The sequence below is a fragment of the Paenibacillus sp. M2 genome, from assembly GCF_046713495.1.
Lineage (GTDB): Bacteria > Bacillota > Bacilli > Paenibacillales > Paenibacillaceae > Paenibacillus > Paenibacillus amylolyticus_B.
The window spans coordinates 4203330-4227205 of sequence record NZ_CP169648.1 but is presented as its reverse complement, the minus strand read 5'-3'; the positions used below and the strand labels follow the sequence as shown (position 1 = coordinate 4227205).

Sequence of the window (23876 nt, the reverse complement as noted above, 5' to 3'; positions counted from 1 at the left end):
ACGGGCGTGGAGAGCTGGAACGGATGCTATCACAGCAGTTTTTCATGGAGTATGAGTGGATTCAAGACTAAACCATTTGAGAGGAAGAACAGTCATGAGTAAATGGACTTATACGAACAATGATGGAAAACACATCATCAATAACGAACGGCTACACAAGGAGCTTGAAGCGTGCGTGATACTCATTGAACAACAAGCTAACTCAATGAACAGGTTGCAACAATTGACCGAAGCACCACCTTATTGTGGCACGCCTTTAGATTTAGATTGGCCGAATTACCATACACATTGGATGCCAATTGTAGTGCCGGAGAATGTTGGTTAACGGCCGATAGGCCATCGATATCGACCGAAATACTAAGCGAAGCGAGGCCGGATCAGGTCTGGTCTCCCCAAATAGGAGGATATACAAGATGCGTGAGATAAAGTTTCGCGGCAAATCTTTAATCAACGGCATGATGGTGTTTGGTAACTTGTCTGTTCAATATGACGGAACATGGATAAATTGTGGAAATGCAACCGAATCGAAATGGGTTCCTGTTGATCCAGAGACAGTTGGGCAGTACATCGGTTTTCAGGATCGAGATGACAGGAAAGTTTACCAAGGCGATATTGTAGCAGTTGATTGCGATTGCGACCCCGGAGAATATGCAACATGCAAACATGACCCCACATTGAACATTGTGATATGGGATCAAGAAGAAGAAAGTTTCGCCTTTAAAGGGATTGCGTTCCGATCAGATGACATGCATGCGGACTACACGGATTTATGGGACGTTGTGGGCAACATTTACGACAACCCTGAGTTGCTGGCTCCCAAGGAAGGAGCGGAACAATGAGACATATAAAGGTGAGATGTACGGAGAGATCCCAACGGTGGTGTGCAGGTGAAATGTTGTGTGCAGTCTATGACGGTGAAGAACTGCTTGCGGAGATACACGAAGAGTCAGAAGAGTACTATTCGACAGACAGTAAGGGTAGAGAAGTATACGTAGGATGCTTGGATATGAACGGGACACTTGAACTGGATGATTGTTTCGAATTGGTTGAGGAAGGAGCGGATAAGCGTGACGCTGTATGAATTCGGAGCAAGAGCATGGGATACAGAAACCAAAGAGATGTCATACGACTTCTTGGACCGTAGTTGGTTAAAGGTATGCGTTCTATCTCCGTATGTGGTGTTGATGCTTAAATCCGGGGTGAAAGACAGCAAAGGTAAGGATTACTACGATGGCGACATTGTTAAAGTGAACAAGCTGAATTTTGAAAGCAGTGGTCAGTTGCCTGAAAATCTGGTTGTGAGGTTATACGGAGGCATGTTCCAGTTATTCAGGGGCAATGAACCTTTAATGGGACTGCACTTGGGATATATAGAAGACGGAGAAGTGATCGGAAACATCTACGAAAACTCTGAACTTTTGGGTGGGGAAGGAGCGGATACAGAATGAGACAATTCGGACTAACTTATGACGATGCAGTAGATATTCAAAAAATCATGACGACAGGACTTAAATTACAACGTAAATTTTACGATGCGAACAGAAGTCATATGTCAAACTCAGAAAAGATTGTTGTGAAAATTAAATCCAAGCGTGCCATGAAGAAAATAGCATATCTGAACAACTTCACAAAGGCTAGAAGCAAATCAGAGATTCGGGAATTAGGAAAATTGGTAGTGGAATGATTCAAGTTGCAAATACGTTCAGGAAAAATTTTCCTAAACCAGAGGAGGTACAGCATGAGTGAAGCTGAATTTGTGGTAGTAGTCAGTAAGGAAGACATCGAAGATACAAATAAGATCATCCAACTCAATTTTTTTTCGGACGTGGATAAATTAGATATCCGTAAGACAAAGTGGCTACTAGGGAAATACGTAGACATGATCGATATTATAAAAAACTACGAATTTTCGCTTCAGCAGATCGAGAACGGGATGGATGTCAGCATACGAGTTGTTGTCTGCGGAGGGATCGGTTGCAAAACGTGAATCTGGGCATGAATTAACTGCTGATGTCACAGCGAACGCGGTAATTATGAAGGATAAACGGCACGCCAACTATAAACTTTACGTAGCAATATCAAACAATGTCCGATTTGCAATAAATAATCTAAGAGATCCAAACGAAGGGGTAGCGGCAAGATTGTTGTTTTTGGAAGGGAAGAAGTATTTGAAAGCCCAAGAGTATATGGAAAAAGGATATCGCAAGGATGTTCCTGGTATAGCTGCAACCACATTTGCCGATAAGCGGCGGAGAGCCATAGCTAACATTGCGAACAGTTTGAAATTCAATCGGACATTAGATTTTGTAACAATTGACTATGGACGCGGACGGAATGACGAGGGTGAAATAGGTTTACTTATCCCAGGATGAAGATGGGAAAAGCCCTGCCAGCAATTGATGTTGATGGGGCTATTGCTTTCGGTGAAGAATTAGTCAATATATTGTAAATTAAAGTCTCCTGTTGATGTCTTAGTGTCCAGATGCTCCTGATTCGAAGGAACTGTCCGGAAGGCAAGGGATAGCATAACGAAAATAAAATACTCCAAGCTTTAAAACGGAAAAGTCCATCTTATCAGTGGGAGGGATGAAGATTTCTTGAGTGGGGGAGATTGAAAAAAAACACTGTGCCACCGCCTGCTTCGAAATTACAAGCAACCTACATCATCCTTAATGGAAAGTTCTCTGTTGAGGATCTATTTTTGATGTTGAACATAAGAGTATCTCATATTCTATTTAAAATAGATGTAAATTATTTAATTGTAAAATTATAGAATTAAATGCTATATTATATTTAGTTTTACATAATTAATATCATTATATCTAGAGAGGGGATTTTTGAAATGAAGAGAGCTGGGATTTCTTTTTTGATGATTTTTGTTTTAATGTTTACTTTGGGAACACAAGTGTTTGCACAAAATGATCATGTTTTTATGATTGCAGACAATGATACTAGACCGGCTGTGGGTTCGGTAACAGGGCAACATGCCTATGGATTTCTAGAGGCAAGAATTTTAGAGAATGAGCGAAATACAGTTACCGTAACCTTGTTTGAAGTACTACCCAATGGATCATTTAGACCCTTACATCAATTGACTGCCAGTCCTAATAATCGCCATGTAAGCACTCATTATTACTTAGAAGGCGGTAAACAGTATACAATAAACGTGCAGTCTAGAGGTTATGGAATGGGACAACTCGCTAACTATATCCCTTAATTCATCAAAATTACTTCTACGGCATCCTTCGGGGTGCTTTTTTGTTTGGACTGATGGATCGCGGTATCTGCTGCCATAGTGATTGTCGAAATGGCCTGCGCCTTGCTCACCACTGTTGAGAAATCCTTGATGCCTAAACATAGATATAACCTTTTATAGCCATAGCAGATCCCGTGATTGAATTTGGCGTAATTCTGGCTGTATGCCAGCTCACCAAACCAAAAGGGGGTTAATATGTGGTTATAAGTCCTGCACTCCGCATACTTAGAAAGACGAAAGAACTCCTGCTATCAGTTGAATAAATTGTGATTGGAGCAATAGTGGAATTAACAAATCTTGAAAATATGAAGCAAATACGAAACTATATCATGTTATCTTAAATCCATATAATAACGTAAATAAGAAGGTCGCTCATGTGAGCGGCCTTTTTGTATTGGAGGGAAGAGTATGGATGGTCATTTTTACAGCAGAAATGAACCGGCTATCCCAAGGGTTTCGGACAAGCAACCAGAGAAATGTCGGGGCTGTTGATTGGGAACCTGGACAGGGGTTGTTCAGATGTGTATTATGCCGCGCTGCTGGAAGTTGAATCATGGTCAAGAGAAGGTGACTAAATGAGAAAGGTACAGCCGATCCGCGATGAACGGGTTATAGATGGGATGAAGGAATACTTCTATATACGAAGCATGCGGAATTACTTATTTTTTTGTATGGGCATATACAGCGGACTTCGAGTATCTGACTTGCTCGATCGTGGCAAACTAAAGGGACCCATATCAGTATGGTTGAGCAAAAAATAAGCATGCGAAGACTTTTATTATCCATCCGAGTATAAGAGAGGATCTGGACGAATTCACTGCTGACATGCGACCAACTGATTATCTGTTTGCTAGTCGTCAGATTAAAACGATCAGCCGAATGCGAAATAAACCGATTGATCGGACAACAGCCTATCGTTTTCTACACGAAGCAGCTCAGGAATTCAGGTTAAAGGATATCGGGGTCCATTCATTGCGGAAGACATGGGCATACAGGCTCTACATGGACAATCCTGAGAACCTAGCGTTACTAATGGACTTGTTTGGACACAGCGATCCAAGGGAGACTTTGGACTATATCGGGCTGACTCAGGACATGATGGACAAGGCAATCTTAAATTTAAGGTGAAATTAGTGCAACACAATACGGTTTATATTGCACTCATTTATCAATTAGGAAGACATTAGATGAAGAAACATGTTTTTTCATGCCTGAAATGAGTGCAACAGAATTACCTTTATGTTTCAGTCAACTTACATTATTTAGTGGATATGAGCACAGAACAACAGCCTGCGATTCAGACGGAGGCTTATTTTGATTCGTAACGTTTGACTATTACTGGCCTTAAATAGGAATTCCAACTCAATTACATGAAAGTGGTGATAATTTTGTGAGCAGGAAACAGAATCCGAATCGCAAGAAAGCGTTCAAAATATGGAAAGATAGCGGCGGAGCGATGAAGCCGAAAGAGATTGCGGAAAAGTTGGGCATCACATCTGAGTCAGTCCGGAAGTGGAAGTCACTTGATCAATGGGAAGGGAAGATGGCGAGCGCTATGCCCGGTGCTCCTGGTGGCAACCAGAAAGCTAAAGGTAATCGAGGTGGAAAAGGGGGTCCGCTGGGCAATCAGAAAGCTGTAACACATGGATTGTTCCGTAAGTTCGAGCCGCAAGATCCTGAGTATCTAGAACTCATAGATATCGTTCAGCAAATGGAACCTATAGACATGATCTGGCATAACATCACCCAGGGATTCCGTAAAATCATTTGGGCGCAACGTATCTTCTTCATCAAAGACAAAGAGGATATGACCAAAGAGTTGAAAAGGAAGAAACCAGGTGAGTATGGAGATGAATACGAATGGGAGATACAGTTTGCTTGGGATAAGTATGCTAGTTTCATCAAAGCAGAAGCTACGGTCATGCGTGAGATCAGAGGAGCCATTAAACAATTCCTTGATATTGCACCGCAGGAAGATGAACGCCGATTAAAACTGGATCAGATGCAGGCCAAAGTCGAGAAAACCCGCCTTGATATTGAAAAATTGAAGAACGGTGATGGAGATACAGAGGATGATCTGATTGAAGATTGGGTAAAGGCGGTGGAGTCTGGTGAGTAGAGTCTCCGCAAACTAAACGCAGATTCGCTGCATTCAAAAAACGTATTCCCGAGTACCGGAAAAACCCGGTTCTTTTTTGCGTGGAGTTGCTGAAATTCACTCCTGACGAATGGCAATCAGAAGTTCTGATGGACATTGCCGGTAATCCTCGTGTCTCAGTGCGATCAGGTCAGGGAGTTGGTAAAACAGGCTTGGAGGCAGCAACAGCACTATGGTTCCTTTCTTGCTTCCCATTTCCGAAAGTTATATGCACAGCCCCGACACGTCAGCAGCTTCATGATGTCCTTTGGGCAGAGATTAGTAAGTGGCAAGAGAAAAGCCCCTTACTCAAACGTATTCCCAAATGGACCAAAACTAAGATTTACATGAGAAATTATGAGGAACGGTGGTTTGCTTCCGCCCGGACAGCTACCAAGCCCGAGAACATGCAGGGTTTCCACGAGGATTATATGCTCTTTATTGTGGATGAAGCTTCCGGGGTAGAGGATCGGATCATGGAAGCGATCTTGGGTACACTCTCAGGCGAATTCAACAAGTTGCTCATGTGTGGGAACCTGACTCGGACCAGCGGTGTCTTTTATGATTCTCACAACAGGGACCGGGCAGATTACAACACGCACAAAGTTTCCTGTCTGAACAGTCCACGAACAAGCAAAGAAAATATAGCCATGCTTGAACGTAAGTATGGAAAAGGATCTGATGTATGGCGTGTTCGGGTTGAAGGTGAGTTCCCGCGCGGAGAATCAGAAACATTTATCGCACTGGAAGTAGCTGAATTCGCCGCAAAAGAAGTTAAACTTGCCCCTGTTGGTGACATATTAACTATCGGATGTGACGTTGCCCGTTTCGGTGATGATGAAACATCCATATATGTAGGCATAGGGCCAGTAACAGTTGGGCAGCATCATCATTTCAAAAAAGATACGATGGTTACTGCTGGCTGGGTGTTGAATTTGATAAGAGAATTGTTGCCACAGCTATCCTAATAACTTTTTTCAAAGAGAAGAAAAGGTATATGGCGTGGGATTGAGTGAGTTTTTTCACAGAAAAAAACAAGCTGTTCCCCAAAAAGTTTTAAGTACAATTTATGCAAAATTGGAATTACGCAGAATGGAAATTCAAACTCTGCTCAAATCGGTGGATACGGATGATCCGGCATTTTTTCATATGGACCCTGAGAAATATGACGGTGATATTGAGATGATAGCACAAACGGTTCGAGCGGCTTTAAAAGTTCCGAACGGTCCTATTCACAATGTGGTGGATATCTTAGAGGATGCAGGAGCTGTGGTAATTCCTTTTGATTACGGTGGTGCCAATATAGATGCCATTTGTTTATCTAATCCTGGCGTTCCTCCTCTAATTTTCACAAATTTCGATCGTCCAATGGATAGGATTAGATTCACTCTTTGTCATGAATTAGGTCACATCATTATGCACAGGAAACCTCCTACAGAAGATGTAGATATCGAAGAACAAGCTGACCGTTTTTCTTCGGAGTTTCTTATGCCTAAAAAGGAAATATCGCATTATTTAAGCGGAGTTAATATCCAAAAATTAGCTGCACTTAAACCCTACTGGAAGGTATCAATGAACGCTCTTTTAAAAAGAGCGGTTGACTTAAATAAAATAACGGAAAGACAATCACGTTATTTATGGACTCAAATGGGGAAATCAGGGTACCGTGTAAAAGAGCCTGCTGAACTCGATTTGCCTTACGAAAAGCCATCTATGCTGGAAGAGATTATTCAAGTACATCAGAATGATCTACGCTATACTCCAAAAGATCTGAGTTCAGCTACTTTCCTAAGTCAATCTGAATTTGAAGAATTATATCCAGTTGAAGCTCCACGAATTAGGCTTATAAAATAATTTGTACATTGAAAACAAGGTCTCTCTGCTGACCTTGTTTTCAATGTAGTTAGGGGATATCCGATGAAACAAGAACAATTAGATGAATTTCAAAATAAAATGACGTTACTTTTTGATTTATTAGAGGAAAACGAAAAGTTTAAGAAACCCGAAAATGGTAAAGTGGATAGTTTAGTGTTCCATCTATACTCTAAGGCTAGAAGATTGTTTATGACTTTCCATTTTATATTAAAATCGCCAATGGTATGTAACTATTTAGAAGCCATGCCTTTAATTCGGATTTTATGCGAGACCTATCTACACATTGCATACATAGAAAAAAATATAAAGAGTGAATCAATCTATAATGAGTATGAAAACTTAGGTAAATTAAACAGGTGGAAGATGGGATACTACCTTAAAAAATGGGGAGATGATAGACTGGGTGGTTTGCATCCTGACTATGAACGTTATGTACAAGAGCATTATTCAAGAAAGCAAAAACCAGCGGTTCCTGATAACCTATTAAAATTTTATAAGTTAGCCCAGGCTGTTGGAAGATATGACTTCTATATTGAAATTTATTCTGTCCTAAGCAGTTATATCCACTATGATCCCACTACACTATCCAATTATGGAAGCACATTAAATGGATCATTCGTGTTCAACAAAATGACATACGATGAACATCTTGATAAAGCAACTAGAAAACATTTAATTATGATAATGTTACTGCTGATTCAGTCAATAATAAATATATTTAAGTTAGACGAGTTCGAAAAAAAAGAATTTATTACTCTAGCGAAAGAATGGGAAAAAGTAAAAGGAACTTAAAAGAGGGGGTCTCTAAGGAAAACCCTATCAGATGAAATTCAACTGAAATTGTTTAGATAAATTATATATACAACTTAATCGTTTCGCATTATCCTTAAATCTCAGTATGCATGTTAAGGTACAAGAAAAGAGCAGTAGGGACGACCTCACTGCTCTTTTTGCTTCAACTTACCTCTTTGATCAATTCTTCGTTGTTATTCCTTACATTACCAACGTCCTTCGGCACCTCATACGCTCTCATTTCAGATGCTTGATATGGTTGTAGCAGGCTGAGCAAGGACTGAACATCATCATTATCTCTGCTTAACCATTCGGCTTCATCATCGGGGCGAAGGATCGCTGGCATACGGTTATGAATGTCTTCCATTAGACTATTGGGCTCAGTTGTAATGATAGTGCATGCACTTAGCTTATTCCCGTCTGGATCTGTCCAGGTGTCGTACAATCCTGCTAGAGAAAAAATGCTATCATCCTTCATCAAGATACGCATCGGCTGCTTAGCAGATCCTTCTTTCTTCCACTCGTAAAATCCATTTGTCGGAATGATGCAACGCTTAGAGCTGATCAACCGTTTAAAAGATGTCTTTTCATTCAATGTCTCAGCCCGGGCATTGATCATCTTATTACCGATCTTGTCGTCCTTTGCCCAAACGGGTACGAGGCCCCACCGGAGCGAACCCAATCTATTTCCGTCCTTGCTACCGATGATCGTTGGGATGTGTTGCATAGGCGCTGCATTGTAATTAGGCTTGTACTCAAATCCATCAGCTATGGAAGCATAGTACCTATCCATAATCGCGTCTATTGGATCAGTTATTGTAAATCTTCCGCACATAATAATGCCTCCTTTGAGACTCTATCCTATGTAATCTTACTCAATTTTTAAAAAATAGAAACGGGTAATTTGTGGAGATAAACATCCAATATAAAATAAAAATGCAATAAATTAGATGATATTTATAGATCAGCAAGTTTATGTTTAGACATGATATAGAAGCGCGTTGTATCTTTTAATCTGTTCAGATAACTATTTCAGGGGGAATATTCATGAAGGTAACGTTTTTGAAAAAGATAAGTTTTTTGTTTGCAGTTTTATTTTTTATAACTGGTATAGTTTTAAATCCTAATGTGAATGCAGCATCAATTGGTGAAAGTTTAACATCTCCAGACGAAGGCTGGAAAAGATATGATGATATGGCCCCGTTCATTAAATATGAAGGTATTGGATGGAGTCATGTGACCGATGATGTAAATACTTACGCGGGATCAGGTCATTTCAATAAATTATCTGGCGCAACATCAAACGCTATTAAGTTTAAATTTTATGGAACTAAGTTGCGAATTATTGATGTCTACTGGAACAACAGAGTGAACAACGTAACTATTGAAATAGATGGGAAGATTTCTACATACAATCCAAATAATTCAGTAAATTTATATCAAGCTCTGGTTTTTGAATCTCTAAATTTACCCCTTGGTATTCATGAAGTGAAGTTAACTACGACGAGTACAAGTAATACATTTTCGCTTGATGCCATAGATATTGATGATAACGGAAGATTAGTAGGAGAGAATGAACCTTTGTACCTGAAAGCTGTTCCAGAGGACAGTCAGGTTGCTCTATCATGGATGCAAGTTGAAGGTGCAGATAAATACACTATTAGATATGGCACTGACCCAGGTAAATACACTGAAACTGTTACAGCTACAAAAGATGTATATGGGAATTTTATCGTACCAGGACTTATTAATGGGACGAAATACTATTTTGTAGTGAATTCTATTGTAAATGGAGTTGAGTCTGAATATTCCAATGAAGCTTCAGCAACTCCTCAAGCGAAGGTAGTTGAACCAGAAGAACCAGCGGGAAATCGCGCGATCTTAGTTGTAACAATGACAACTGGCTTGGAAAAAGAGTTCGATCTGAGTATGAAAGAAGTTAATGCCTTCATCGACTGGTACGAATTAAAACAATCGGGAAGTGGAAAGGCATCTTATGCAATTAACAAGCACGATAATAACAAGGGACCATTCAAAAGTCGCAAGGATTACATCCTATTTGATCGTGTCTTGACGTTTGAAGTAAGCGAATATTAAAAATTTGTTACAAAGGCTACCGCGATTGTATTACGGTAGCCTTTGTTCATTCTTATATTACACTGAAATAACTTTTCATTTTCCATTATCCTGTAGATATTTTAGAGATAAGTTTGATTTAGAGTGGCACTAACTAAGAAGTGATTCGTATTATCTACAAAAGGAGGAATTAATTTGTCTGCCAAAGATAGTATAGATATTCATTCGAAATATGGAAACGAAGAATATAAATCAATTAGAGAAGATAAAATAACAAATTTTGCGTGGATAATACTAGGTGAATACTCAGCATGTAGGAGAATTTCGGAGCGATTTAATACATATAATACACATGTGCAGATAAAAGTATCTACAGCAAAAATGAATATTACTAATCAGTTAACCAGGGGGGAAGGCATTTCTCCTCCTATCGTATCACTCTATCACCTGAATTATGCCATTGCGACTAGGGCAGCACATGCAGATGTATCTGATGCTGAATCAAGATATTTAGAAAGTGATAATGAAGATGAGAAAGCATTTATTGATTCAATGAGGAAACTTTTTAATACTTACTATAGTTTACAACCGTTGAACAAGGTACAATATGAGGAGTTAGGAACTGCTATGATTAGTGAATTCTTAACAAAAATTCTGAAGATTAATGATGCTTCAGTGGCAAGCATATTCCCGCATTTCGATAGTACGCATAAACTAGAGGGATGAAGAGTAAAAAACTCTTCATTCCTCCTTTTTTTCTTCAAAGTCTAAGTTTTTAAGCAGTTTACTCATAGGTCTATTTATCTCTAATACTTATTTACTATATAGGGAATTTTTGAGATAATGTTTTAGTACGAAACTAAAATAGTACTAAGGAGGAAAAAATGAGATTTAAGAAAACTGGATTACTATTATTGGCATTCCTAATGGTTGGAGGAACAGGGGCATATGCAGCTACCAAGAGTAAACCATCCAAGCTACAGTTAGTAATTTCAAGTATGCTCTAAATGGTAGCAACTGGACCCCTCAGTCGAAAACACAACCAGTAGTAATTAATGGACAAACGTACATACCAGTTAGTCTAGCAAAAGAAGCGACAAAGACTAATATCACTGTCGATTCAAAATCGGGAAAAATGAGTTTTGGAGAAAAGCTTGCGAAAACACCATTGAATAAGGAAAAAATGATATATCATACTGGGAATTATGCTGCACTAACAAGGGATTCTAAATATACCGAAGGTAAGAACAAAGAAGTATCATTGATAAATAATTTAAGTTATATCCAATACTTTCCAGAGGGAAAATATCAAACAATGATACTTGATCTTAAACTGTTTGATGGATCAGGAAAGATCATTTTGAAAGATTTAGAAACAGGTAACCAAGTTCAAACTCTCTTTTTAGAGGAGGGAAAAATAGAACAAGTAGAAGTTAATGTTACCAATATAAGTGGAAAAGGTATTATGTTGTCCATGGAAGCTGAAAATTATAGCAAGGATACTGCTCTTGTTGTACTTCCTACATCACACTATAAATAATAGTACAAAAAAAGAATTCTGGACAAATAGTCAGGGTTCTTTTCTTTTTAGATATAGATATTACCACTTGATTTTTTGAACGTTCAACTAAATGTGATCAAATAAAACATACATCCAAAATATACTTACATATATGTGTTTATATTTAATTGATTGACAAAATTATCTATTAAGGATTATATTGTATTAATACATAATAAAAGGAGGTTTACTAATATGAAGAAATTACTTGTCTCATTATCATTAGGTGTACTCATTGCAACTGGGTTGTCAGTATCAGACAATTCGTATTTTGCTACAAAAGTTGAAGCCAAAGAATTGGTATACACAGTTACTTTGCAGCCCAATGGAACTTATCAACTGGGGTACGGATCAGGATATAAATACCAAGTAATCACAAGTACAAGTTGGGATGGGACTCCCGATATTGCAGTGTCCTCCAGTGGCTTATTGAAAGCAACTTCTTTTCCGCTTAGCTTTGGAGTGGCAGGGTATGTATATGTAATAGATAGATTTGGTAATCTCATTGAAGAAGTAACAGTACAAATTCAATACTAATATGAAATAACCGCTTTACATAGCAACTTTTGAGGAAACACCCCGCTGAACATAGTAGGGTGTTTTGCTTCTATCACAATAAAAGTGAAGAAATACTTTCGTGGCACGTTTTGAGTTCAGGGTACAAAAATAGAGCAGGAGGGATAACCTCACTGCTCTTTGTTTTTCAACTTACTTCTTTAATCAAATCCACATTATTATTCCTCACATTACCGACTTCCTTCGGCACCTCGTAAGCTCTCATCTCTGATGCTTGATATGGTTTGAGCAGACTGAGCAATGACTCAAGATCTTCATTATCTCTTCCAAGCCACTCAGCCTCATCCTCAGATCGCAAGATGACCGGCATACGATTATGGATATCCTCCATGAGACTATTTGGTGCCGTTGTAATAATGGTGCACGTGCTCAATTTGTTTCCATCCGGATCTGTCCAGGTATCGTACAATCCTGCCAATGAAAAGATACTGTCGTCTTTCATCAAAATCCGCATAGGTTGCTTGGCAGTTCCTTCTTTCTTCCATTCATAGAATCCGTTTGTCGGAATAATACAGCGCTTGGAGCTGATCAGACGTTTAAAAGCTGGCTTCTCTGCCAGTGTCTCGGCCCGGGCATTAATCATTTTATTTCCAATCTTATCATCCTTAAACCAAACGGGTACCAGTCCCCATCGGAGCGCACCCAATCGATTACCTTCTTTGCTGCCGATAATTGTAGGAATGTACTGCATGGGCGCTGTATTGTAATTAGGCTTATAGTCAAAGCCATCAGCTATAGATGCATAGTACCTGCCCATAATAGCCTCAATGGGATCAGTAATTGTAAATCTTCCGCACATGATAATGCCTCCTTTGAGACTCTATACTATGTAATCTTACTCAATTCTTAAAAAATAGAAACGGGTAATTTGTGGAGATAAACATCCAATATAAAATAAAAATGCAATAAATTAGATGAAATTTATAGATCAGCAAGTTTATGTTTAGACAACTAAATTAAAAAGAGATAAATTACAGTAGTAACTAATTAAGGGGGAAGAAATTGATGAAATTAATAAAAACTTTTTTGATGACATGCATGTTCTTTTTACTAACAGCGCAGATGACTTTTGCTTCGGATGTTGATAGAATGCAAGGTTTCACACCGCCTCAAGCCACAACAGTCACGGGCACAGATACATATAACAATTTAGTTCCTGAACTAGTAATTGACAAAGATTTATCTACTGGGTGGACATCTGATAAAAAATCAGCAAGCCTTGATATGACTTTTCCAGAACCGATTTATTTGAAATTTGTCCAAATAGCAGCTGTTTCAACTCCGGCATCAAATGTTACATATACAATTTATGGATTGCAAAATGATGAGTGGAAGGTAATTAGTAATCCGATAGCTCATGATGTAAAAGAATCAACAATTTTAGAACCAATTGTGATAACTGAAGGTAGCTATAAGGCAATAAGGATAAGTGCTGTGTCTCCTACGTCATGGATTGGCATATATGAAATAACTATAGGAGATAAGTTAGAATCGGAAACACCGGTAGTAGAAGAACCAAACCCAGACCCGTCTGATAATCGCGCAATCCTTGTTGTAACCATGACACCTGGCTTGGAAAAAGAATTTGACTTGAGCATGCAAGAAGTTAACAGTTTTATTGACTGGTATGAAGCGAAGCAAGCGGGAAGTGGAAGAGCATCTTATGCAATCGACAAGCATGATAACAATAAAGGCCCGTTCAAGAGCCGTAAGGACTACATCCTATTTGATCGAGTTATGACGTTTGAAGTGAGCGAATACTAATAATTTGTTACAAGGCTACCGCGATTGTATTGCGGTAGCCTTTGTTCGTTCTTTTATAATACACTGAAATACCTTTTCATTTTCCTTTATCCTGATATAGTAATAATTAACAACATGAATAGTCTATCAGGACTAGGTAGTTTTTGCTATGAAAAATGCATGGTATGATGAAGCGATGAATTATTTTAAAAGATTAAAATGAAAAAGACTCCCTGCATGAAGCTGGAGAGCCTTTTCTTTGAATTTAGACTATAATATTGATTAGTTGTATACTGTAAATTGAATATTATATGGTTGGTTGTAGTTGTTAATGCCGTTATCCATGATTCTAAAGTAAACCTTCTCCCCAGGTTTAGCACTCATACCAATTGCCTCGGCGTATCCAGGCCCATTCCAGTTATCCGTTTTAATGAACTCTATTCCACCGCTTGCATTCATTTTATAAACAATCATAACAATATCGAAATTAGGTGGAGGGGTAGCAATAACGCCAAATGTGATTACAGAAGATCCATTTGTATTGTCTACAAGATAATAATCATTATCACTCATGCTGTCTAAATACTGTGTAGCGCTGAATCCAGAATTTGGACTAATACTTGTATACATTACTTCCGCGGTTTCAGGAGTATCTGCCCAACCCGTTGCTGCAAAAGCAGAACTTGACCCGAAAGCCATCAAACATGCCGCTGCCATAACAGAAATAGAGAATTTTCTTAATCTTTTCATATTCAAACCTCCCAAATATACTAGAACCAATAAAGTAAGATTCTGTTTTAAGTTGTTATTTGAAATTAAAGATATCGAAGAGATCTCACATAATTAGGTTGGCCAACCATGGATAAATATACCATATGTAAGTTATATTTGTAAATGATATTGTTGTTAAATGTTGGATGGGGATATATTATTATGGAATTTGTTGTTTATAAGTCATTATTTTCAGGAAATACATGCCTTTTGTCGAAATGATAGTTTGGTGATGAGATGAATTATACATGTATGATATTATCCACAGATATAGACTTCCTCGCAGCAGCCTTAACCCAGGTCCGCGTATCAGTCTGGCATGTTTTGGGCGATCTCGAGCACATCATTGACTATGGCGGCCCGGTGGTGGAGTATAGCCCAGTATCCATTAAGATCATGGGGAAGAGATACTTTCGTGATACGTTTGAGTTTAGAGCTGAAAGGTGAGATGTTCTTGTGAAAGAATTAAAGCCGTTGATTGAGGAAGAATTACATAAAGTTTTTCAAGAGAATAGAAATGCTGGTCAAGTCTATGTTGGAGCCAAACTTAAAATTCGTTACTACCTGTAACTAACACCTAAAAAAATAGCAATAAATAAAGAGCAGGAGGGATAACCTCACTGCTCTTTATTTATTTGGTCGTATATTCACTTACTTCAAACGTTAAAATTTTTATCAAAGATTACGTAATCTTTACGCTTGTTGAATGGACCTTTGTTGTTGCTGTATTTTTTAATTGCAAATTTTGATGGGCCGATGCGAGTATCTCGAACATTCAAGAATGCATTTACATCATCCATTGGAAGATCATATTCTTTTTCCAAACCAGAATTCATTTTTACAACTAATTAATGGTTCCTTCATAATAGGCAATCCAAGAATTAAATGAAGCGCTTCTGGCCTCAACTAGCGTTAACCAACCAGATAAGGCTCCTTCAGAATAATAAATTTTATTTGGTATGTCGTTACCATCAGGGTAATCCTGTTTAGAGTAGAATATTCCTCTATAAATATCCTTCGAAGCATAAGGGGCTACTTTCACATTTTCCGTTGTGGTATTGTTTGAAGTTTTGGTCATATCACTAGCTGCAAAAGATGTAGAGCCAAGAGTAAAGCATGTAACGACGGTTAAAAGACCAATCATAAGCTTTTTCTTCATTTGTATCACCCTTCTAATTTAGAATATATTTCTATTTAATAGTATATATTTACATTATTTATATGTCAAATTTTTCTATACAAAATGAAAAATGTATTCTTATGGCGGAGGAACAAGTTTCACTAGTGGGATGTCGGTGGCAATATACGAGTACTGTGGCTAATGACACATGACCAAAATAAACAGCTTTAAAATAGCTACTACTTCTGCAGCTTAATCTATGCAAGCGCTTGGGAGCAACACTAGGGGAACTAAACATATATGGAAGAAGAATAAAATTACATAAAATGGTGTAAGATATTATTACTCTCTCCCATAAGTGGTACTATAAATGTGCCTAGTCTACGGACTGGGTATTTTTGTTATTCTTAAAAGAACGTATGTTCGCATATAATATAAACGAGGTGATACCATGCTAACGGATTTCCAAAGGAAGGTCCTACGGATCTTGTACAACTACAAAGGTGGGCGGCGTAGGTTTCCCACTATTCACGAGCTAACGATTAAAACAGGGAAGAATAAGCCAGATGTCATGGCTGCTTTGGACGCTCTTATATTCGCGGAATACATCCATTGGGAAGATAGGTCTGACACGGCCAACATAGTGATCTTGGAAGGCTGGGAACGTGAGGGAGAACGGCTTAAGGTAGACCACGCGCCACCGTCTGGAAACATTGACTATTGGACTCAATATTAAGGGGGGCTTGTCGTGCGTAGCAGACTGAAGGATAACGGGTTGTATGAGACATCCAGGATGATTATGCCTGAACACAGAGAGGCATGGTTGGCTCAGTGTGAACAACAAAAAAGACGCGGTAAGCCGGAACTGGACGATCAGGAAATGCAACGGATCAGTGAAGTACTTGTTGACTCTTATAATAGAAGTAGTGCGGTTGATTTGATATTATTTAGCCCTTTCTTCGAAGAGCCGATATCAGGAGTAGTTGTGGGATTAAACTCTGCAAGGTGTGAAATAAAGTTGATGTTAGAGGATGAGTTCCTGGGTTTCTTTAGCCGAAATTGTCTCTGTTAATTAATGAGATTGTCGCTTTGGAATTGAGAGCTTATACTTTATAATATCTGTATAAGCATACACATCTGATGTAATTTGCACACTGCCATGTCCAAGTTGCTCTTGTACAAATTTGATGTCAGCCCCAGCTTCAAGCATGACCACGGCATAGGTATGTCTCAAGGAGTGAATTGTTAATTCCTCACTCAAACCAGCCTTTCTCAAAATCCTCTTCGAAGCATTAATGAGACTAGATTTAGGCATCGGACTACCGTCGTTTTTGCACAAGACTAGGTTTAAATAGTGTCTGTACATTGACTCCCCTAAATTGATCTTATTTTGATTCTGCCATGAAGCATGATACCTTAAATCATTTATAATTCCGTTACTTACACTAATGGTGCGGGTAGAATTTTCGGTTTTTGTATCTCCGAAAAGTTCGTTCTTATCTTCAGCTTGAAAATCGAGTGTTTCATCCACGCGGATCATCTTTTCTTTGAAATTAATATCCGACCACTTTAGAGCGGCAGCCTCACCCTTTTCGTAGCACTTTAAAGAAAATCCAATAAATGTACCCATCTCCTCGAGAAGTATGAAGAAATTTGGGAATGTCCTCTGAATCAATGAATTGGATCGTCTTCTTTTTGTGCTCTCCTTTAATAATTGAACCTTTACATGGATTGCGATATTTTCCCTTGAATCAATGCATGCTCTATGGCTGAGTATACTGTTGAGTTAATGATCTCGACCGTTCGTTTACTGAGTCCCTTTTTAAATAGAGAGTCCAAAAAGACTTGATACATATCTGGTTTTAAATCCTAGAGCATCAGACGCTTAAAATAAGGTTTGATATGGGTGTTAAGATTGTTATCATGTAGTTTGATGGTGTTCTTTCTGACAACACCTTTTTTGTAATTATCAATCCAATTACGAATGTAATCTACCAAAGGAATGTCTGTCTGTTCAAACCCTTGCTTTAGCTGCCTTAAAAATTCAGCAGCATCTAGTTCAGCCTCTGGTTTAGTTCGAAAACCAGCCTTGGATTTCTCTTTTTGTTGTTGAGTGAACGGATCGGTGTACTTTAACCGATACCTCCAGCCACTTTTCAATTTCTTGAAACTTGCCAATTTCATTCCTCCTACTAGGGCGTTAGTTTTTTTTTTTTTTTGTATGTAAAACCGCCTCACAGCGGTGTAAGCGTAAGTTAATCAATTTTGAGCAGAGTAGTGAAATATTCTGGGTTAAAGATGAAAAAGGAGAAAGAGCTTGGAATTAGAGTCGGAAAAGATATTTTAAAAAAATCATCAAAAAACGAGCCTTCGGTAACTAAGGCTCGTTTGTGCAGGAGTCATATTTGGCTCCAATAACTATTTTTGGATTAGTGCAGAGGTTTCTTGCGGAAAAGTTCAAGACCAGAACTTGTACCGATTGCCGAAAAGGACAAGGAAATGATCTGATTACCGATTAAATAAGTATTTAACTACTTGTCACTGCTCTAATTCATTAAGCTGGTGGGCAGTTTAGTTTAAGATTAACTGCGGTGAACCATATCATCGCTAGTGATAAAGCAGAGAATTGAACTGGATATTGCATCGGGAACGCTGAGTTTGCAGGAAGGAGCTTAAAGTATTCACGTACTCGATACATGTGGAGTGTCTTATATTGATAGTCCGTAAGGAATAGATGAGATGTGACAGTTTCGCTCAAACAACTTATTTGTATAGTGTTAACACTTCGCCCACTTGGAGCAATATGTAACTATTGATATAGCATTCTATTTCCGATGAAGACATATTGTAGTTTGAATGTTATTTAGGAAGGAGAGACACTATGAAAAGGTTCGAGATATGTTCTATGCAAAGTCTATTTATGAACAACGGCGGTTGTTTGTATAGAGCTAATAATATAAGTAACCGCTTAAATCCGGATAGTGATAATTATTATAGTGTAGACTTTGCTACCTTAAAATTCAACTATTTTAAGGAGCGGCTATCATGAGATATGTAAATGTCGACATCATCTTTCCAGAAGAATTTCTAAATGAAATACAAAAGTATATGAACGTTGGATTGGTTTACGTTTCTCGATGGTGACACTATCGAGAAACTTTCAGATCGATTTTGCCTTATCAAACGATACTATTAAAGAGATCGTTTATATAAAATAATAGTTTAACAAAAGTCGCATTGGAAGAAATTCTAATGTGACTTTTTTGTGTATAGTATAGTTTAAATTGTTTACTACATATTTTCAAGCTTTTACTATCGTTATAATAACATATAAGAGAAGTAGTTATGTACTTCATAAAAACTGTAGGGGGATAACAAATGAATGATTTTTTTAGATTTGATACTGATGAAGAACGGCGGGCGTTATTAATCAGAGCAAGGAAAGTCGCTTTATCTGCTATTCAAAAGTATGATTTAGAATGGGATAACATCCAGTTTATTCAACTATCCGATACGATCACGTATAAAATTGAAACCAGTACAGATAACAATTATTTACTTCGCATTCATTCGGACCGATTAAGCAGAGAGGAAATTCGTTCGGAACTCCTACTGTTACAAGCACTGAACAAATCGAAAGACCTAAATGTACCAGAAGGGATGGCAAATTGTGATGGTATTTATGTATTGGACATCGAAACAGAGACAGGATATAGGCGCCCTTATATAACGATGATGCGATGGATAGAGGGTGAAAAAGCAGCAGGTGAATTTACAGATAGTCAAGCATATAATATGGGTGTATTGATGAGCAGGCTCCATGCAGCAGCAAAGGATTTCAATCCACCTTCTGATTTTGTAAGACCTACTTGGGGAGTAGAAAGTTTTAAACGTGAAATGGCTAAGTTGGAATGTTACTATGAGCGTTTTTTATCCGAAGAGGGATGGAAGCTGTATCAAGATGCAGCTGAGAAGGTTGTATCCCAACTTACCACGATGCATCCAAGTGAACATAACTATGGGCTCATTCATGCTGATTTACATACCGGTAATATGGTTTTTGAGGATAATCAACCCTATGCGATTGATTTTGGAAGATGTGGGTACGGATATTATCTCTACGATATGGCAGGCAACATATTGGAGCTTTGGCCAAAGCATCGATGGATGCTTATCCAAGGTTATGAGAGTATTAGGAAGTTGGAAACGGACTATATTCGGGATCTGGAATGTTTTTTTGTCATGTTCATGATCGAGAACTGCTGTCATCACGCCTCTGATCCAAGAGAAACAACCAGTTTAATCGATGAACAAAAGTATGCCCAAGCATACATAAGAGAATATTTAAATGGTAATCCATTTTTATTCGAAGTGATCGAGCCTGTAAATGTGGATTAATACTAACCGATACCGGGCTAAAATAATGATATCTTATGGTGATGATTTACAATAGGTCGCTGTTTAGAGTGTTTGTTCATTTCAAGTTTTAAAAACGTGAGCTATGACTTCGAGTTTATATAAGATCTACTTGTGTACTTAGCGCTGGAACTTTTCTGTTTATTATGAAGATTTCTGCTTATTCATGAAGGTTGTCCGATCCAGTTGTTCTTCAGCTTCTCTAGTTCCCCTTCATTTTGGGGTATATTTTGACGGAGCTGTTTGGGTCGTTTCGTGATTTTTTAAACTGGCATTGAATTGGAATGAAGGCGACTCGACTTGGTGGGTTGTCTTTTTTCTTTTCTAGGGGCTTGATGGTTTGCGCCGGATGTTCAGGACAGCGAGATGCCAAATACGGTTGAGGCATTATGGAAGATCGAGCTTTTATATGGAAAGCATCCGTCCTATACGGAGAGTAGTATGCGGTAAAGTTAACAACGAAGCTGGAGGGGGAGCTTCGAAGTGCTCCTTGGTCATCGATTTGAGGGATAAGTTCGATGAGTTCCTTAGAGATTTTAATGTTCTTGGAAGATGGAGAAGGCAGAGATGCATCAAACCATCGATTATGTGAAGCTTTAAACTTCATATTCTGCAGAATTAGCTTAATGTAATTATTAAGAACCCCTTTTATATCTTTAAAACCTCCTAATCCAATTGGTCACTCGAAGCCACCTCAGATACACTAAATGAAATGAGGAGAGCGTCGATGAAAATATGGAAACGGGGAGGTTACAGTCCCATCACACACGTTGAAAACAGCATTAATCAATCCTCAGTATGATCCTTTACAGACTTACGTTTCTCGGTTGGGGCGTCCAGAATGGGTAGCTGTAGGAATGATGGGAAAACTTCTGATAAGAGATGATGGCACATGTCGAGAGAACGGGTAGTGTATAGAACGTTATATCTTTTTTTGTGTAGACGGATTGTAATATGAAGTGCGACACCTACTGGAAATAAATAAAAAAGGCCTATGGCTGGATTCATGTAGAATGAAGGTTCCTACACCACATTCACACAAGGAGAATCCAGCCATGAGCTACAGACATTTTAGTATAATTGAACGGAGCAAGCTAGAAATCCTACACCAGCAAGGCAAAAGCTGACGAGCAATCGCAAAGGAACTGGACAGACATCCTTCGACCATTTGCCGTGAATTAGAGCGTGCAGCTTCAACTGGATCCTATCAGGCGGAGCATGGATGTTTCATTTGTATGTTGAAAGTTTCATATAGAAGAGGTATACTTTAATTAAATTTTGAACAATTAAATTTTAAATAATTAATTGGAGATGTTATTATGGATCAGGCAAAACAACTAGTGACAGAACAACGTACATTTTTTTATACAGGACAAACTAAAAATATCGAGTATCGGATTAATGCGCTGCAACAGCTTAGAAAGGGAATTGAAAAGTATCAACAACGGATTCAAGATGCACTTCGGGCAGATTTGAACAAATCTGAGGCGGAAGCATACGGTTCCGAGATTCGCATTGTTCTGGGTGAACTGGATTTTGCATTAGAACACCTGCAGGAATGGGCTGCACCAAAACAAGTCCCAACCAATTCGGCTATGCCGGATGGGGTGAGTATCATTTACCCGGAACCATACGGAGTGGCGCTTATTATTGCACCTTGGAATTATCCGTTCCAACTGGCCTTTGGCCCACTGATTGGAGCAATTGCGGCCGGTAACTGTGCAGTTATCAAGCCTTCTGAATTAACACCAGCCGTATCTCGTCTGACGTATGATCTGATTCAGGAGATCTTCCCTCAGGAGTATATTGCGGTTATGGAAGGAGAAGTTGAGGCCAGTACAGCATTGTTGAAAGAGAAGTTTGATTATATTTTCTTCACAGGCAGCACAGGTGTTGGTCGCATTGTGATGAAGGCAGCTGCGGAGCACTTGACTCCTGTAACTCTTGAGTTGGGTGGTAAGAGTCCGGCTATTGTGTATAGTGATGCAGATCTGAAGCTGGTGGCCCAGCGAATTGTTCGTGGTAAGTTCCTGAATGCAGGCCAAACTTGCGTTGCTCCGGATTATTTGCTTGTGCATGAACAAGTTCATGATGAATTGATCAATCTGATTGGCGCAGAGATCAAAGATAAATTTGGGGATGATGTGTTACAAAACGCTGATTTCCCGCATATTGTCATCGAACGTAACTTTAATCGGCTGTCGAAATTCCTCACAGATGGCAAAACGCTAATTGGTGGGCGTTCTGTACGTGAGCAGTTGCTCATTGAGCCGACTGTACTTGGAGATGTGAAATGGGAATCAGCTGTGATGCAAGAAGAGATCTTCGGTCCGATTCTTCCTGTGTTTACGTACAGTGACCTGAATCCTATGCTGGATGAGATTGTTCGCCGGCCAAAACCATTGGCGCTATATCTCTTCACACAGGATGAGCAACTGCAGGATCAGGTTCTGAATCAAGTATCCTTCGGTGGGGGATGTATTAATGACACACTTTCTCATATGACTTCACACTATCTCCCGTTTGGTGGTGTCGGAGAGAGCGGTATGGGCTCATATCACGGACAACAGAGCTTTGATGTGTTCTCGCATCACAAGAGTGTTCTGAAACGCAGTGAATAATTAGCCGCATAAATAACATAAACATGAAAAAAAGAGGTTGTCCTGTTCATCAGGGCAACCTCTTTCGTATTTCATTACATCTAGTTTTGTTACTCAAGTTAAATATTAATGAATATCTCGGAAAAGGCCAATGACTTTACCCAGAATACTAACATGTTTCAAACGTAAAGGTTCGAAGGTCGCATTCTCCGGTTGAAGGCGAATATGATCTTTCTCTTTATAGAACGTTTTCACTGTAGCTTCATCGTCTTCAGTCATTGCAACGACGATATCGCCGTTATCAGCAGTCTGTTGTTGACGGACAATTACATAATCTCCGTTAACGATTCCTGCTTCCACCATACTATCCCCGACTACTGAAAGCATAAACACTTTCTGTTCACCTACATAATGTGTAGGAAGAGGGAAGTAGTCTTCAATGTTCTCGGTTGCAGTAATTGGAACCCCGGCTGTAACCTTACCAACGACAGGAATACGTGCAACGCTATGAGCAAATTGATGAGAATGCTCAGATTCTTCCTGGCTCAGAAGCTCAATGGCTCTTGGTTTGGTAGGGTCGCGTCGGATCAAACCTTTTTTCTCCAAACGATCCAAATGTCCATGTACTGTTGAGCTGGAAGCCAGTCCAACCGCTTCACCAATTTCCCGTACGGAAGGAGGATACCCCTTCAACCGGACTTCATTTCGTATAAACTCCAGAATAGCCTGCTGCCTGCTGGATATCTTCGACATACCGTATCAACCCCATTTTAGTAACGTTTGGGAAAATTATAACATAGAACCTCCGTTCGTACAAACATAAGTTCTAAATAAAATGGTATATAATCAGTGTGTTTTAACTTATAGAACCGAATTTGTCCAAAAGTCAGAGCGTAATACTGCAAATGCTTTGCAGAAGGGTTTGAATTAAGATATTTCTCCTTCAAAAAAGA

Annotated in this window: 27 protein-coding genes and 3 pseudogenes; 23 read left to right on the top strand and 7 right to left on the bottom strand. The window is 38.9% G+C overall.

From position 1 onward, the window contains the following. Positions 1-94 precede the first annotated feature (94 nt). The 13 genes and pseudogenes from ACETMN_RS19125 to ACETMN_RS19065 all read left to right on the top strand — a co-directional run bounded on the left by ACETMN_RS19125 (position 95) and on the right by ACETMN_RS19065 (position 8060). Positions 95-325 carry a hypothetical protein gene (locus tag ACETMN_RS19125; RefSeq protein ID WP_091011963.1) on the top strand — a complete coding sequence of 77 codons (231 nt, stop codon included), beginning with the start codon at positions 95-97 and terminating at the stop codon, positions 323-325. Positions 326-413: 88 nt separating this feature from the next. Beyond that, complete coding sequence (locus tag ACETMN_RS19120) at positions 414-839, top strand: YopX family protein (RefSeq protein ID WP_091011965.1); 426 nt, start codon at positions 414-416, stop codon at positions 837-839. 11 nt (positions 840-850) lie between these two features. After that, positions 851-1081, top strand: coding sequence for a hypothetical protein (locus ACETMN_RS19115; RefSeq protein ID WP_143786442.1), 231 nt, complete (start codon positions 851-853; stop codon positions 1079-1081). Continuing rightward, positions 1068-1448 (top strand): YopX family protein, encoded by a 381-nt coding sequence (locus ACETMN_RS19110; RefSeq protein ID WP_256974856.1) that lies wholly within the window; start codon positions 1068-1070, stop codon positions 1446-1448. Before ACETMN_RS19115 ends, ACETMN_RS19110 begins: the two co-directional genes overlap by 14 nt. Beyond that, entirely contained in the window at positions 1445-1684 is a 240-nt protein-coding gene (locus ACETMN_RS19105; protein WP_411734958.1) for a hypothetical protein, read from the top strand. The genes ACETMN_RS19110 and ACETMN_RS19105 overlap by 4 nt, the downstream gene beginning before the upstream one ends. 54 nt (positions 1685-1738) lie before the next feature. After that, positions 1739-1987, top strand: a complete 249-nt coding sequence (locus ACETMN_RS19100; RefSeq protein WP_411734957.1) for a hypothetical protein — start codon at positions 1739-1741, stop codon at positions 1985-1987. Then, complete coding sequence (locus ACETMN_RS19095; RefSeq protein WP_411734956.1) at positions 1956-2372, top strand: hypothetical protein; 417 nt, start codon at positions 1956-1958, stop codon at positions 2370-2372. Before ACETMN_RS19100 ends, ACETMN_RS19095 begins: the two co-directional genes overlap by 32 nt. Positions 2373-2842: 470 nt before the next feature. Beyond that, positions 2843-3217 (top strand): hypothetical protein, encoded by a 375-nt coding sequence (locus ACETMN_RS19090; protein ID WP_091011983.1) that lies wholly within the window; start codon positions 2843-2845, stop codon positions 3215-3217. 816 nt (positions 3218-4033) lie between these two features. Continuing rightward, a complete protein-coding gene (locus tag ACETMN_RS19085; protein WP_143786444.1) occupies positions 4034-4384 on the top strand; it encodes a tyrosine-type recombinase/integrase in 351 nt (116 codons plus the stop codon). 262 nt (positions 4385-4646) lie between these two features. Then, positions 4647-5375, top strand: coding sequence for a phage terminase small subunit (terS, locus tag ACETMN_RS19080; protein WP_411734955.1), 729 nt, complete (start codon positions 4647-4649; stop codon positions 5373-5375). Positions 5376-5419: 44 nt separating this feature from the next. Then, positions 5420-6346, top strand: a pseudogene (locus tag ACETMN_RS19075) (DEAD/DEAH box helicase family protein); the annotation flags it as partial. A 49-nt stretch (positions 6347-6395) separates the two neighbouring features. Beyond that, on the top strand, positions 6396-7247 hold the full coding sequence (locus ACETMN_RS19070) for an ImmA/IrrE family metallo-endopeptidase (protein ID WP_411734954.1): 852 nt from the start codon (positions 6396-6398) through the stop codon (positions 7245-7247). Between the two features lie 63 nt (positions 7248-7310). Beyond that, a complete protein-coding gene (locus ACETMN_RS19065) occupies positions 7311-8060 on the top strand; it encodes a DUF5677 domain-containing protein (RefSeq protein ID WP_411734953.1) in 750 nt (249 codons plus the stop codon). Positions 8061-8223: 163 nt separating this feature from the next. Here ACETMN_RS19065 and ACETMN_RS19060 read toward each other — a convergent pair whose 3' ends face one another. Further along, a complete protein-coding gene (locus tag ACETMN_RS19060; RefSeq protein ID WP_091011992.1) occupies positions 8224-8895 on the bottom strand; it encodes an SOS response-associated peptidase in 672 nt (223 codons plus the stop codon). Positions 8896-9107: 212 nt separating this feature from the next. Here ACETMN_RS19060 and ACETMN_RS19055 point away from each other — a divergent pair, with 212 nt between their 5' ends. The 4 genes from ACETMN_RS19055 (at position 9108) to ACETMN_RS19040 (ending at position 12234) form a co-directional block, all read left to right on the top strand. Then, complete coding sequence (locus ACETMN_RS19055; RefSeq protein WP_411734952.1) at positions 9108-10157, top strand: fibronectin type III domain-containing protein; 1050 nt, start codon at positions 9108-9110, stop codon at positions 10155-10157. 174 nt (positions 10158-10331) lie between these two features. Next, on the top strand, positions 10332-10862 hold the full coding sequence (locus tag ACETMN_RS19050) for a hypothetical protein (protein ID WP_411734951.1): 531 nt from the start codon (positions 10332-10334) through the stop codon (positions 10860-10862). Between the two features lie 409 nt (positions 10863-11271). After that, the gene (locus ACETMN_RS19045) at positions 11272-11676 is read left to right on the top strand and encodes a hypothetical protein (RefSeq protein WP_411734950.1); all 405 of its coding nucleotides are present in this window, start codon (positions 11272-11274) and stop codon (positions 11674-11676) included. A 216-nt stretch (positions 11677-11892) separates the two neighbouring features. Further along, positions 11893-12234 (top strand): hypothetical protein, encoded by a 342-nt coding sequence (locus tag ACETMN_RS19040; RefSeq protein WP_091020693.1) that lies wholly within the window; start codon positions 11893-11895, stop codon positions 12232-12234. A gap of 166 nt (positions 12235-12400) precedes the next feature. Here ACETMN_RS19040 and ACETMN_RS19035 read toward each other — a convergent pair whose 3' ends face one another. Further along, positions 12401-13072 (bottom strand): SOS response-associated peptidase, encoded by a 672-nt coding sequence (locus tag ACETMN_RS19035; protein ID WP_411734949.1) that lies wholly within the window; start codon positions 13070-13072, stop codon positions 12401-12403. A gap of 206 nt (positions 13073-13278) precedes the next feature. Here ACETMN_RS19035 and ACETMN_RS19030 point away from each other — a divergent pair, with 206 nt between their 5' ends. After that, positions 13279-14037, top strand: coding sequence for a hypothetical protein (locus ACETMN_RS19030; protein WP_411734948.1), 759 nt, complete (start codon positions 13279-13281; stop codon positions 14035-14037). A gap of 261 nt (positions 14038-14298) precedes the next feature. Here ACETMN_RS19030 and ACETMN_RS19025 read toward each other — a convergent pair whose 3' ends face one another. Together ACETMN_RS19025 and ACETMN_RS19020 are read right to left on the bottom strand one after the other, a co-directional pair. Further along, positions 14299-14766 carry a hypothetical protein gene (locus ACETMN_RS19025; RefSeq protein ID WP_091020699.1) on the bottom strand — a complete coding sequence of 156 codons (468 nt, stop codon included), beginning with the start codon at positions 14764-14766 and terminating at the stop codon, positions 14299-14301. Between the two features lie 865 nt (positions 14767-15631). Beyond that, a complete protein-coding gene (locus tag ACETMN_RS19020; RefSeq protein ID WP_091020702.1) occupies positions 15632-15946 on the bottom strand; it encodes a hypothetical protein in 315 nt (104 codons plus the stop codon). Positions 15947-16655: 709 nt separating this feature from the next. Here ACETMN_RS19020 and ACETMN_RS19015 point away from each other — a divergent pair. Continuing rightward, entirely contained in the window at positions 16656-16979 is a 324-nt protein-coding gene (locus tag ACETMN_RS19015; protein WP_411734947.1) for a YolD-like family protein, read from the top strand. On the opposite strand, the gene ACETMN_RS19010 is transcribed toward ACETMN_RS19015, so the two are convergent. Together ACETMN_RS19010 and ACETMN_RS19005 are read right to left on the bottom strand one after the other, a co-directional pair. Next, entirely contained in the window at positions 16980-17537 is a 558-nt protein-coding gene (locus ACETMN_RS19010) for a site-specific integrase (RefSeq protein WP_411734946.1), read from the bottom strand. It abuts the gene before it with no gap. Positions 17538-17776: 239 nt separating this feature from the next. Beyond that, positions 17777-18085, bottom strand: coding sequence for an Arm DNA-binding domain-containing protein (locus ACETMN_RS19005; RefSeq protein ID WP_411734945.1), 309 nt, complete (start codon positions 18083-18085; stop codon positions 17777-17779). A 1200-nt stretch (positions 18086-19285) separates the two neighbouring features. On the opposite strand from ACETMN_RS19005, the gene ACETMN_RS19000 reads away from it, so the two are divergent. From ACETMN_RS19000 to ACETMN_RS18985, 4 genes and pseudogenes are all read left to right on the top strand, one after another. After that, a complete protein-coding gene (locus ACETMN_RS19000) occupies positions 19286-20305 on the top strand; it encodes a phosphotransferase enzyme family protein (RefSeq protein ID WP_411734944.1) in 1020 nt (339 codons plus the stop codon). 782 nt (positions 20306-21087) lie between these two features. Further along, a pseudogene (locus ACETMN_RS18995) lies at positions 21088-21234 on the top strand (peptidase G2 autoproteolytic cleavage domain-containing protein); the annotation flags it as partial. Positions 21235-21453: 219 nt separating this feature from the next. Then, a pseudogene (locus ACETMN_RS18990) lies at positions 21454-21594 on the top strand (helix-turn-helix domain-containing protein); the annotation flags it as partial. A 48-nt stretch (positions 21595-21642) separates the two neighbouring features. Continuing rightward, positions 21643-22944, top strand: coding sequence for an aldehyde dehydrogenase (locus ACETMN_RS18985; protein ID WP_411734943.1), 1302 nt, complete (start codon positions 21643-21645; stop codon positions 22942-22944). 105 nt (positions 22945-23049) lie between these two features. Here ACETMN_RS18985 and lexA read toward each other — a convergent pair whose 3' ends face one another. After that, positions 23050-23676 carry a transcriptional repressor LexA gene (gene lexA / locus ACETMN_RS18980; protein WP_017688034.1) on the bottom strand — a complete coding sequence of 209 codons (627 nt, stop codon included), beginning with the start codon at positions 23674-23676 and terminating at the stop codon, positions 23050-23052. Positions 23677-23876 lie beyond the last annotated feature (200 nt).